Origin of the sequence: Amycolatopsis sp. cg9, assembly GCF_041346945.1 — a bacterium.
GTDB lineage: Bacteria > Actinomycetota > Actinomycetes > Mycobacteriales > Pseudonocardiaceae > Amycolatopsis.
The window spans coordinates 6,004,013-6,016,879 of the sequence record NZ_CP166850.1 but is presented as its reverse complement, the minus strand read 5'-3'; the positions used below and the strand labels follow the sequence as shown (position 1 = coordinate 6,016,879).

The window sequence follows — 12,867 nt, the reverse complement described above, 5'->3', positions numbered from 1 at the left end:
CCTCGCCTCTCGGTGTCGTCCGGCCGGGACTCGCGGCACCGCGGGTCCGGGGTTCCGCATCGCTGGAGTCAACCGCGTCCGGTGCCCGCAAACCCTTAGTCTTCGCACCCCGGGCCGGGCGGAGCCGCGGCGGAATTTAGGTGATTCACGGAAAAGGCGTTGTTACGGTCGCGGCGGTCGTGTGCTCCCGCCGAGGAAAGGTGCTTCTCCATGAGCCGAGAACGGCGTCCGATCCTGTTCGTCAGCTCACCCGACAGCGGGCTGGTCAACTCCCTGCTCGTGCTGGCGGCGGAACTGTCCCGGCGCGGGGTCCCGGACCTGTACTTCGCCACCTTCGACAACCGCCGCGCCGAGGTCGAAGCCATCGGCGCCGACGGCACCGGCAGCCGCGTCGGGTTCCGGTCGCTCGGGGCACCGATCCCCGAGCTGTCCTCCGGGGAGTGGGACGACGAGACCTACCACGCGGTCACCCAGAAGTCCCGCTGGAAAGCGCACAAAGCGCTGATGCGGCACACCTTCGACACGCGCTTCCGCGACCAGGCCTACCGCGCGCTCACCGAGGTCGTCCGCGAGGTCGAGCCGGCCGCGATGGTGATCGACTCGCTGCTGCACGCCGGGTTCGAGCTGGCCGTGACGCAGCGGATCCCGCACGTCGTGAGCGTGCCCTTCTCGGTGAGCAACCACCTGACGAAGCTGCCGCCGGGCTTCCCCGTCCCGCACTCCGGGCTGCCGCTGGAAATGACCGCCGGGCAGCGCTTGGCGAACGCGTGGTTCGGGTTCCGCCGCAAGGCGCTGTACTTCACCGATTCCCTGCTGCGCAAGCGGGTCGTGGAGTACGTGAAGTCCAACAAGGAGCTCGGCGTCTCGCGGCTCGCCGCGAAGTACACCTCCCGGATCGACGAAGCCGCGCTCGTGCTGGTCTATTCGCTGGCCGAGCTGGAGTACCCGGTCGACATCCCGGCGCACTTCCGGATGCTCGGCGCGATCGTGCCGCCGCTGCCGGAACTGCCCGACGAGCAGGACGTCAAGGGCTGGCTCGACCGGCACGAATCGGTGGTGTACATCGGGTTCGGCACGGTCGTGCGGATGAGCGAAGCCGAGATCAAGGGCCTGGTCGAGGTAGCGCGGCGGCTCGAAGGCAAGCACGCCGTGCTCTGGCGGCTGCCCGCCCAGTCGTGGCACCTGCTGCCACCGGCCGACGAGCTGCCGTCGAACCTGCGGGCCGAGAAGTGGCTGCCCTCGCAGCTGGACGTCCTCGCCCACCCGCACGTGCGCGCCCACTTCACCCACGGCGGCGGCAACGGCTACATCGAAAGTCTCTACTTCGGCAAGCCGCTGCTGCTGCGGCCGCTGTTCGTCGACGGCTACGACCAGGCCGTCCGCGCGCGCGACACCGGCGTCGGCCTGGTGGTCGACTCCTCGCACGGCATCGACGCCGACGACGTCACCGCGAAGCTGACCGAGGTCCTGGAAAACCCGTCGTTCACCACGCGGGCGCGGGAAATGGCCCGGCTGCAGCACGAGCCGGGCCGCGGCCGGGCGGGGGCCGCCGACGCGCTGCTCGCGCTCGCCGCCGGGACGCCGGCCGCGACCGAGCCGGCCCGGTGATCGAGGCCGCGGGCCTGGCCCGCACCTTCACCGCCGACGGCCGGGAAGTCGCCGCGGTCCGCGGCGTCGACCTGCGGGTCGAGGCCGGGGAGATCGTCGCGTTCCTCGGCCCGAACGGCGCCGGCAAGACCACGACCATGCGGATGCTCACGACGTTGCTGCGCCCGACGGCCGGGCGGGCCCGGATCGCCGGCGCCGACCTGCTCACCGAGCAGAAGCGCGTGCGGCGGCACATCGGGTACGTCGCCCAGGGCGGCGGCACGGTCGACGAACGCAAGGTCCGCGAAGAACTCATGCTGCAGGCCCGGCTTTACGGGCTCAACAAGACCGACGCCGCCGAGCGCGTCCGCGAGATTTCGGGTCAGCTGGGCCTCACCGGCCTGGAGGACCGGCTGACGTCGGCGATGTCGGGCGGCCAGCGGCGGCGGCTCGACCTGGCGCTGGGCATGGTGCACCTGCCGGTGGTGCTGTTCCTCGACGAGCCGACCACCGGCCTCGACCCGCAGAGCCGCGCCCACCTCTGGAGCCACATCCGGCGGCTGCGCGACGAGCAGGGCGTGACGGTGTTCCTCTCGACCCACTACCTCGACGAAGCCGACGCGCTGGCTGACCGGATCCAGGTGATCGACGACGGCGTGATCGTCGCCGAGGACACCCCGGAGGCGCTCAAGTCCCGCCTGCTCGGCGACGGCGTCGAGGTGACGGTGCCGCCGGAACGCGCGGACCACGCGGAACTGCTGGTGGCCGGGCTGCCCGGGGTGCGCGGCCTGCGCCGCGAGGACGCGACGGTGCGGTTCCAGGTCGCGCAGAGCGACGAGGTGCTGTCGCCGCTGGTGCGGGCGCTGGACCAGCAGGACATCCCGCTGGTGGCGCTGCGCGTCCGGCGCCCCACCCTCGACGACGTGTTCTTCGCCCTGACCGGCCGGGGCCCGCGCGAGCCGGCCGAGGAGGTCACCGATGCTGCGTGAAGCGATCCTGGTCTACCGCAGCGAGCTGGCGGTGCTGCTGCGCAACAAGCCGTACCTGGTGATGGGCATGATCCAGCCGGTGCTGTACCTGGTGCTGTGCGGGCCGCTGCTGGCGGTGCTGGTCAGCAAGACGCCGGGCGTCGCGGCCCAGACGTCCTGGGTGGACCTGACCCCGGCGCTGATCATCCAGATCGCGGCGACCAACGGTGTCTACTGCGGTTTCGTCCTGCTGTCGGGCATCAAGGCGGGCGCGGTCGACCGGCTGCGCGTGACCCCGGTGAGCCGCACGGCGCTGAGCCTCGGCCAGGCCCTGCCGTCGGTGACGCTGTCGCTGGTGCAGGGCGTGATCATCCTGCTGCTGGCGAGCCTGGTGTTCGGGGTGGCGGTGAGCGCGGTCGGCGTGGTCCTGGTCCTGGTGATCACGGCGCTGACGGCGTTGACGATCGCGTGCTGCGCGAACGCGATCGTGCTGAAGCTGCGCAACGAGGACACGTTCTCGTCGATCGTCAACATCGTGATCCTGCCGCTGACGCTGCTGTCGGGCATCCTGCTGCCGATCACCCCGGACCGCGCCCCGATGTGGCTGTACGTGCTGTCGCGGTTCAACCCGCTGGCGTACGTGGTGGACATCAGCCGGGCGAGCTTCCGGCAGACGCTGCCGGTGGTGCCGACGCTGGTGGGCGCGGTGGTGATCATCGCGCTGACCGCGCTGGCGGTGCGGTGGAACTCGCGCACGTTCCAGGCGGTCGCTGCCTGATCTCGCACGACCCGACCGGGCCGGGGTTCTCCCCCGGCCCGGTTTTTCGTGCCCGCCCCCGCTCGCCCGGCCGCCGGCGAACGGGGTCAGTCGCTGCCGAGCTCCGAGTCGATCAGGCGGAACAGCTCGCCGTCGCTCGCGGAGTCCAGGGACTCCAGGAACTCGCTGTCGCCGCCGAGGCGGTCCAGCAGGGACCGCAGCCGGGTCGTCAGGAAGCCGACCGTCTCAGGCGTCAGCGAAGGGTCCTCCGCCAGCGCTTCGAAGCGGGCGAACTCGTCCAGCACCCGGGACGACGCGTCCACCGGCTCCGGGCTCAGCAGCGAAAGCAGGTGCGTGCTGAGCACCCGCGGGTTCGGGTGGTCGAACAGCACCGTCGCCGGCAGCGTCAGCCCGGTCGCGTAGCCCAGGCGGTTGCGCAGCTCCACCACCGTCAGCGAGTCGAAGCCGATCTCGGTGAAACCCGTGTCCGGGTCGATCGCCGCCGGGGAGCCGTGGCCGAGGACGCTCGCCGCCAGTTCGCGGACCAGGCCGAGCAGCTCGCGGTCCTGCGCGTCCGGGGCCAGCTCGCCCAGGCGCGGGACGAACGACCGCACGCCGTCGGCGTCGATGCGGGCCGTGCGGCGGGTCTTCGGGACCAGGTCGCCCAGTACCGGCGGGACGATGTGGCCGCGCAGCACCGCCAGGTCCAGGCCCACCGGCACCACCATCGCGGCCGGCGAAGCCACCGCCGTGTCGAACAGCGCCAGGCCCTCCTCCGGGGTGAAGCGGCGCATGCCGGACTTCGCCAGGCGCTGAGCATCGACGTCGGCGAGCGTGCCCGCCATGCCGTCCGCCTGCGCCCACGGGCCCCACGCCAGCGACACCGCCGGCAGCCCCTCCGCGCGCCGGGCCGAAGCCAGTGCGTCCAGGAAGGAGTTCGCCGCCGCGTAGTTGCCCTGGCCGACGCCGCCGAGCAGGCCGCTCGCCGACGAGTACAGGACGAACGCCGCCAGGTCGAGGCCGCGGGTCAGCTCGTGCAGGTGCCAGGCGCCGTCCACCTTGGGGCGCAGCACCTTCTTCAGCCGCGCTCGCGTCAGCGACCCCACGACGCCGTCGTCGAGGACGCCGGCCGCGTGCACCACCGCCGTCAGCGGGTGGCCTGCCGGGATGCCCGACAGCAGGTCGGCGACGTCTTCGCGGTCGGCGGTGTCGCACGCCGCGACGCGCACGTCCGCGCCCAGGCCCTTCAGCTCGTTCACCAGGTCCGCGGCCCCGGCGGAGCCGAGGCCCCGCCGGCCGGCCAGCAGCAGGTGCCGGACGCCGTGGTGGGTCACCAGGTGCCGGGCCAGCAGCCGGCCGAGCCCGCCCGTGCCGCCGGTGACGAGCACCGTGCCGTCCGGGTCGCCGAAGCCGGGTTCCGGCCGGTCCGCCGCGGGTGCCCGGACCAGCCGGGCGCGGTGCGGGACGCCGTCGCGCACCGCGACCTGCGGCTCCCCGGAGGCCACGGCGGCCTCGACGGCATCGCCTTCGACCAGCAGGAACCGGCCCGGGTTCTCCGACTGCGCCGCCCGGACCAGGCCCTGCACCGCCGCGGCCGCGGGGCCGTCGCCGGTGCGGAACACCACCTGGACGTCGTCGGCGGCCAGGAAGAACTGCAGCTGGTCCAGCACCAGCGCGGTCGCGCGGTGGGTCGCGGTGACCGGGTCCCCGCTCGTGTCCACCCCGACGACGACCACGCCGTCGTCCTTCGCCGCGGCCACCAGCCCGGCCAGGTCGGTCGCGTCCTCCCCCAGCACGACGAGCCGCTTGCCCGACGGCGAAAGCTCGGGCAGCGGGGTCCACTCGAGGTGGAACAGCGAGTCGTGCCCCTGCTGCCGCGGCGTGGCGGCTTCCCCGAACGACACGGCTTCCGCGGACGCGATCAGCGCTCCACTGGGGTCGGTCAGGGTGAGGGCGATCGTGTCTTCGGTACGGCGGAGGTGGACGCGCGCGGCCGCCGCACCGGCGGCGTGGAGCGCGAACCGCGTCCAGCCCGTCGCAGGGCGCAGCGGGGTGTCCAGCAGGGTCGCGGCTTGCAGGGCCGCGTCGAGCAGCGCCGGGTGCAGGCCGAACGCGGCCGCGTCGTCCTGGCGTGCCGCGGGCAGCGCCACCTCGGCGAAGACCTCGTCACCCGAGCGCCACGCCGCTTGCAGCCCGCGGAAGGCGGCGCCGGCCTCGGCGTGGTCCTCGTAGAAGCCGTCGAGGACCAGTTCCACCGCGGACGGCGGCCAGGCCGGGTCGACCGCCGGTTCGGCCGCGCCGGGGGCGAGCCGGCCGGCCGCGGTCCGCGTCCACGGCTGCTCGCCTTCGCCTTCGGGCCGGGTCCAGATGGTCAGTTCCCGGCTCCCCGCGGTCCCTTCCGGGCCGACGACGACCTGCGCGTGCACCCCGCCGACCGGCGGCAGCGTCAGCGGGACCTCGACGGTCAGCTCCTCGACGAGGTCGCAGCCGACCTCGTCGCCCGCGCGCACGGCCAGTTCCACGAACCCGGCCTCGGGGAACACGATCACGCCGCCGGCGGTGTGGTCGGCCAGCCACGGCTGCAGCTGCGGGGAAAGCGCGCCGGTGAAGAGGAACCCGCCCGACTCCGGCAGCGCGACCCCGGCGCCGAGCAGCGGGTGCTCCGCGGAGTGCAGGCCGGACAGGCGCAGGTCGCCGTTCGCGCCGTGGAAGCCTTCGGGCCAGTAGCGGTCCGGGGCGAACGGGTAGGTCGGCAGCGCGACCGGGCGGCCGCCGCCGAAGAACTTCGCCCAGTCCACGGGAACGCGGGCGTGGTGCAGCCGCGTCAGGGCGGTGACCAGGGTCCGGGGCTCGTCACGCACGGCCGCGACGACTTCGCCGCCGGTCAGGCTTTCGGCCGCCATCGCGGCGGCGACGCCGTCCGGGCCGATGTCGAGGAACGTCGTCACCCCCGCTCCGGCCAGCGTCGTGACGGCGTCGGCGAACCGCACGGCTTCGCGGGCTTGGCGCACCCAGTACTCCGGCGAGGTGAAGTCGGCGTCCCCGGCGACGGTCGAGACGATCGGGATCGAGGGGGCGGCCAGGTCCAAGCCGGCCACGACCCGGCCGAACTCGGCCAGGGCGGGTTCGATGAGCGGCGAGTGGAAGGCGTGCGAGACGGCGAGCAGCTTCGTCTTGGCGAAGTGCTCCCCCACCGCGAGGACGGCGGCCTCGGCGCCGGAGACGACGACCGAGCGAGGGCCGTTGACGGCGGCGATCACGACGTCGTCGCCGAGCAGCGGGACGACCTCTTCTTCGCTCGCCACCACGGAAAGCATCGCGCCGCCCGGCGGAAGGGCCTGCATGAGGCGGCCGCGCGCGGCGACCAGCCGGCACGCCCCCGCCAGGCTGAACACACCGGCGACGTGCGCGGCCGCGATCTCGCCGACCGAGTGCCCGGCCAGCTGGTCCGGGGTGATCCCCCACGACTCCAGGAGCCGGAACGCCGCGACCTCGAACGCGAAGATCGCCGCCTGCGCGTACTGCGTCTGGTCGAGCAGCTCGGCGTCGTCGCCGTAAACGACCTCGCGCAGCGGGCGGTCCAGCTCGACGTCGAGGTGGGCGAGGACGGCGTCGAGCGCGTCGGCGAACACCGGGTAGGTGGCGGCCAGCTCGCGGCCCATGCCGAGGCGCTGGCTCCCTTGCCCCGCGAACAGGACGGCGAGCTTGCCTTCCGGCCCGGCGAGGGTCGGCCCGTCGATCTCGCGGAGGCCGGCCAGCAGCTCGGCCCGGTCGGCGGCGACGACCGCGGTGCGGTGGTCGAAGTGCGTGCGGGTGGTCGCCAGCGCGGCGGCGAGGTCGGTGAGATCCGGTTGCGTGGCGACGAAGTCCGCGATCCGCGCGGCCTGGGCGGCGAGCCGCTCCGGGGTGCGGGCGGAGAGGAGCACCGGCACCGGGCCCGTCACCGACGCCTCCGACGGCTCGGCGTCCTCGGCCTGTTCGAGGATCACGTGCGCGTTGGTCCCGCTGACCCCGAACGACGACACGGCACCGCGCCGAGCGCGGCCGGTCTCCGGCCACGGGCGCTGCTCGGTCAGCAGTGAGATCGCCCCGGCCGTCCAGTCCACTTGGGACGTCGGCTCGTCCAGGTGCACCGTCTTGGGCAGCACGCCGTGGCGGATGGCCTCGACCATCTTGATCACGCCCGCGACACCCGCGGCCGACTGGGCGTGCCCGAGGTTCGACTTGATCGAGCCGAGCAGCAACGGCTCTTCACGATCCCGGCCGTAGGTGGCCAGCAGGGCCTGGGCTTCGATCGGGTCGCCGAGGGACGTGCCGGTCCCGTGCGCCTCGACCGCATCGACGTCCGATGTGGACAGTCCGGCGTTGGCGAGGGCCTGGCGGATCACGCGTTGCTGCGAGGGGCCGTTGGGAGCCGTGAGGCCGTTGGACGCGCCGTCGGAGTTGACGGCGGAGCCGCGCAGCACCGCGAGCGGGGTGTGGCCGTTGCGCCGCGCGTCGGACAGGCGCTCCAGCAGGAGCAGGCCGGTGCCTTCGGACCAGCCGGTGCCACCCGCGGTCTCGGCGAACGACCGGCAGCGCCCGTCCGGGGCGAGCCCGCCCTGGTAGCTGAACTCGACGAACGCGCTGGGCGTCGCCATCACGGTGACCCCGCCCGCGACGGCCAGCGAGCACTCCCCCGAAGCCAGCGCCCGCGCCGCCATGTGCAGCGCGACCAGCGACGACGAGCACGCGGTGTCGACGGTGACCGACGGGCCTTCCAGCCCGAACAGGTAGGAGATCCGGCCGGACAGCACGCTCGTCGCGGCGCCGGTGAGCAGGTGCCCCGCCAGTTCCGGCGGAGGCGCGTAGCCGTTGCCGGAACCGCCGACGTAGACGCCGGTGGTGCTGCCGCGCAAGGCTTCGGGGTCGACGCCGGCGCGTTCGAACAGCTCCCACGCCACTTCCAGGAGCTGGCGCTGCTGCGGGTCCATCGCGAGGGCTTCGCGCGGGGAGATGCCGAAGAAGCCGGCGTCGAAGTTGGCGACGCCGTCGACGAAACCGCCTTCGTGGACGTAGGACGCGCCGTCGCGGAGGCCGAGCAGGTCCCAGCCGCGGTCGCCGGGGAACTCCGTGATCGCGTCGGTGCCGTCGGCGACCAGCCGCCACAGGTCTTCGGGCGAGCGGACGCCGCCCGGGTAGCGGCAGCTCATGCCGACCACGACGATCGGGTCACCATCGGCCACACCGGACACGACGGGCGCGGCGGCCCGGTCTTCGCCGCCGAGCAGTTCGGCGGCGAGCAGGCTCGCGACGGCGTCCGGGCGCGGGTGGTCGAAGACCAGGGTGGCCGGCAGCGTCAGGCCGGTCGCCGCGTTGATCCGGTTGCGCAGTTCGACCGACGTCAGCGAGTCGAAGCCCAGTTCCTTGAACGGGCGGCGCGGTTCGACCGCCGCCGCGCCCGCGTAGCCGAGCAGACCGGCGACCTGTTCGCGGACCAGGTCCAACAGCAGGGTTTCGCGGTCACGCGGGTCGCTTTCGCGCAGGCGGCCCAGCAGTCCCGAAGCCGCGGTGACATCGCCGGAACCGGTCTCGGCGAGCGCGCGGACCTCGGGCAGCTCGTCGAACAGGGTGCCGTCGCGGCGCGAGGTGAGCGCCGGGACGAACCGGTCCCACCGGACGTCGGCGAGCACGACGGCGGTGTCGTTGTGGGCGACGGCCTGGCCGAGCGCGAGCAGCGCCTGCTCGACCGGCAGCGGCGGGAGGCCGCGGGCCCGCAGGAACCCGGCGGTCTCTTCGTCTTCGGCGACGCCGGTGTCCGCCCAGGCGCTCCACGCGACGGCGGTCGCCACCCGGCCGCGGTCGCGGCGGTGCCGGGCGAGCGCTTCGAGCCCGGTGTCGACGGCGGCGCGGTCGCGCCGGCCTTCGGCACCCCACACCGCGCTCACCGACGTGAACAGCACGAACGCTTCGAGGTCGGTGCCGGCGAGGGCTTCGTCGAGCCGGACGGCGGTGGTCCACGCGCCGGGGTCGCCGGTCATCCCCGCGGTGTGCAGGACCGCGGTGAGCGGCCGGTCCCCGGGGATGTCGGTGACGACGTCGGCGCCGGACTCGGTGACCCATTCGGCGACGCGCGCGCCGAAGCCTTCTTCGGCGCCGGTGACCAGCACGGTGCCGTGCGGGCGCCACGGTTCGGCGGCGCCCCCGGCCGCGGCGTGCACGAGCCTCCGCCCGAAGACGCCGGACGCCCGGACGGCGACCTGGTCCTCCGGGCCGCCGAGCGCGGCGGCGAACCGGGCGGCGGCCCGTTCGTCGAGGGTTGCGGGCAGGTCGATCAGGCCGCCCCAGGCCTTCGGGTACTCCAGCGCGAGCACTCGCCCGGCACCCCACAGCGCGGCGCGGGCGGGGTCGGCGAGCGGGTCGGAGCGGCCGACGGACACCGCGCCGCGCGTGACGGCCCACAGCGGCACGACCGGATCGGCCCCGGCGAGGAATTCGACGAGCGCGGCGGTCGTGGTGAAGGTCGTCCCGTCCAGTTCCAGGAAGGAGACGACGCCGGTGTGGTCGCCGAGCCCGGTGCGCAGGACCTCGACCGCGTCGGCGTCCGGCGCCACCACCAGGCAGTCGGCGTCGAACGGGACGTCGAAGTCTTCGGGGACCAGCGCGAGCCAGCGACCGGTCGCGGAAGTCCCCGTGGGCAAAGGCTTCCACGTGACGCGGTATCGCCAGCCGTCCACAGCGGACTGTTCGCCGCGGCGGCGGCGCCACGACGACAGCGCGGGCAGCACGCGGGTCAGCGCGTCCTCTTCGACGTCGAGGGTGCTGCTGAGCGCGGCGAAGTCGGCGTCGTCGACCGCCGTCCAGAACGCGGCCTCGGCCGGGTCCGCGGTGGCCGCCGCGGCGGGTTCGGGCCAGTAGTTCTCGTGCTGGAAGGCATAAGTCGGCAGCGGGACGATCTTCGCGCCCTCGGCGAGGAAGCTCGCCCAGTCCGGGCTGACGCCGCGGACGTGCGCCTTGGCCACCGACGTCAGGAAGCGGTCGAGGCCGCCGTCGGTGCGGCGCAGCGTGCCGGTGACGACCGCGCGGGCGCCCGCGTCCTCGGCGATCTCCTGGAGCGGGACGTTGAGCACCGGGTGCGAGCTGATCTCCAGGAACGCCTGGTACTGCAGGGAAAGCAGCTCGCGGATGGCGTCTTCGAACCGGACGCGCTGCCGCAGGTTGCGGTACCAGTACCCGGCGTCCAGCCGGCTCGTGTCGAGCCAGTCACCGTCCACGGTGGAGAAGAACGGGATCTCCGACGGCCGCGGCTTCAGCCCGGCGAGCGCGGTCGCCAGCTCGTCTTCGATCAGCTCGACGTGGGCGGAGTGCGAGGCGTAGTCGACGTCGATGCGGCGGGCGCGCAGGCCGGCCTCGGCCAGCTCGGCCAGGAACTCCTCCCCCGCCGCCGGGTCGCCGGCGACGACGACGGAGGACGGGCTGTTCGCCACGGCGACCGACAGCTTGCCTTCGAACCGGGCGAGGCGGGCTTCGACGTCGGCGGCGGGCACCGAGACCGACAGCATCGTCCCGGCCCCGGCGAGCCGGCGCGCGATGGCCTGGCTGCGCAGGGCGACCACCCGGGCGGCGTCGGCGAGGTCGAGCGCGCCGGACACGCAGGCCGCGGCGATCTCGCCCTGGGAGTGGCCGACGACGGCGTCCGGGGTGATCCCGTGGGCCTGCCACAGCGCGGCCAGCGCGACCATCACGGCGAAGGACGCGGGCTGCACGACGTCGACGCGGTCGAGTGGGGCCGTACCCCGCAGGACGTCGGTCAGCGACCAGTCGAGGTACGGCGCCAGTGCGGCTTCGCATTCGGCGATGCGGGCGGCGAACACCGGCGACTCGTCGAGCAGCCGGGCGCCCATGCCCGCCCATTGCGCGCCCTGGCCGGGGAAGACGAACACGACCCGGCCGTCGACGTCGGCGACGCCGGTGGTCACCGCCGGACCGGGCGTGCCGGCGGCGAGCGCGGCGAAGTCGTCGCGCGGGTCCTCGGCGACGATGACGGCCCGGTGGTCGAGCGCGGCCCGCGACTTCGCCAGGGACCACGCCAGGTCGGCCGCCGAAGTATCACCGGAGTCGAGGTGGTCACGCAGGCGGGCGGCCTGCGCGGCGAGCGCGGCTTCGGTGCGCCCGGCGACGACGAACGCGCGGACCCCGGGCCGGGCCTCGGTCTCGGTCTGCTCGACGGGTTCGGGCTGTTCGAGGATCACGTGGGCGTTGGTGCCGCTGATGCCGAACGACGACACCGCCGAGCGGCGGACGCGCCCGGTCTCGGGCCACGGCGTGTGCTCGGTGACGACCTCGACGGCACCGGCCGTCCAGTCCACGTGGGACGACGGCTCGTCGAGGTGCACCGACTCGGGCACGACGCCGTGGCGCATCGCCTGCACCATCTTGATCACCCCGGCGACCCCCGCGGCCGCCTGCGTGTGCCCGATGTTGGACTTCACCGAACCCAGCAGCAGCGGCGTCGTCCGGCCCTTGCCGTACGTCGCGAGGAGGCTCTGGGCCTCGATCGGATCCCCGAGCGGGGTGCCGGTGCCGTGCCCTTCGACGACGTCCACATCGGACACCGTCAGCCCGGAGGTGGTGAGCGCCTGCCGGATCACCCGCTGCTGCGAAGGTCCGTTGGGGGCGGTGAGGCCGTTGGACGCACCGTCCTGGTTGACCGCCGAGCCGCGCAGCACGGCGAGGACCTCGTGGCCGTTGCGGCGGGCGTCGGAGAGCCGTTCGAGCAGGACGAGGCCGACGCCTTCGGCCCAGCCGACGCCGTCGGCGGACTCGGCGTAGGACTTGCACCGCCCGTCGCGCGCGAGCCCGCCCTGGGCCGAGAAGTCCACAAAGGACCCCGGGGTGGCCATGATCGTGACGCCGCCGGCGATCGCCAGCTCGCAGTCCCCGGCCCGCAGCGCCTGCGCCGCCCAGTGCATCGCCACCAGCGACGACGAACACGCCGTGTCCACCGTGACCGCCGGACCTTCCAGGCCGAGGGTGTAGGAGACGCGGCCGGACAGCACGCTGCCCGCGGTGCCGACGCCGAGGAAGCCCAACGCCTCTTCGGGGAACCGCGCGCCCTGGCCGTAGTCGTGGTACATCACGCCGGCGAACACGCCCGTCTTGCTGCCGCGCAACGAAAGCGGGTCGACGCCGGCGCGTTCGATCACTTCCCAGGAGACCTCGAGGAGGTGGCGCTGCTGCGGGTCCATGGCCAGCGCCTCGCGCGGGGAGATCCCGAAGAGGCCAGGATCGAAGCGGCCCGCATGGTCGAGAAAACCGCCTTCACGAACGTACGAACGTCCTCTTTCATCGCCGAACAGACCTCCCAGGTCCCAGCCCCGGTCTTCGGGGAACGCTCCGATGCCGTCCCCGCCGTCGAGCACGAGCTCCCACAGCCCTTCGGGCGAGGTGACCCCGCCCGGGTAGCGGCAGGCCATCGAGACGATCGCCACGGGTTCCGGTTCCGCCGTTTCGAGCTCCTCGACGCGCTTGCGCGTCTTGGCCAGGTCGGCGGTGACCCACTTCAGGTACTCGACG

Annotated in this window: 3 protein-coding genes and 1 pseudogene; 3 read left to right on the top strand and 1 reads right to left on the bottom strand. The window is 73.7% G+C overall.

Annotated features, from left to right (window positions below; all coding sequences use genetic code 11):
- The first annotated feature begins 210 nt into the window (after window positions 1-210).
- The 3 genes from AB5J73_RS28365 to AB5J73_RS28355 are packed head-to-tail and all read left to right on the top strand — an operon-like array spanning window position 211 to window position 3,333.
- The gene (locus tag AB5J73_RS28365) at window positions 211-1,608 is read left to right on the top strand and encodes a glycosyltransferase (protein ID WP_370961713.1); all 1,398 of its coding nucleotides are present in this window, start codon (window positions 211-213) and stop codon (window positions 1,606-1,608) included.
- Window positions 1,605-2,576: an ATP-binding cassette domain-containing protein gene (locus AB5J73_RS28360; RefSeq protein WP_370961712.1), complete on the top strand. Its 972-nt coding sequence runs from the start codon at window positions 1,605-1,607 to the stop codon at window positions 2,574-2,576. Before AB5J73_RS28365 ends, AB5J73_RS28360 begins: the two co-directional genes overlap by 4 nt.
- Entirely contained in the window at window positions 2,566-3,333 is a 768-nt protein-coding gene (locus AB5J73_RS28355; RefSeq protein WP_370961711.1) for an ABC transporter permease, read from the top strand. The genes AB5J73_RS28360 and AB5J73_RS28355 overlap by 11 nt, the downstream gene beginning before the upstream one ends.
- An 86-nt stretch (window positions 3,334-3,419) precedes the next feature.
- Here AB5J73_RS28355 and AB5J73_RS28350 read toward each other — a convergent pair.
- Window positions 3,420-12,845 (bottom strand): annotated as a pseudogene (locus AB5J73_RS28350) (SDR family NAD(P)-dependent oxidoreductase); the annotation flags it as partial.
- Between the last annotated feature and the right edge of the window lie 22 nt (window positions 12,846-12,867).

Bases quoted from the DNA above. Each gene is read 5' to 3' on its own strand.
- AB5J73_RS28365 (WP_370961713.1), top strand. From the start codon at position 211: ATGAGCCGAGAACGGCGTCCGATCCTGTTCGTCAGCTCACCCGACAGC.
- AB5J73_RS28355 (WP_370961711.1), top strand. From the start codon at position 2,566: ATGCTGCGTGAAGCGATCCTGGTCTACCGCAGCGAGCTGGCGGTGCTG.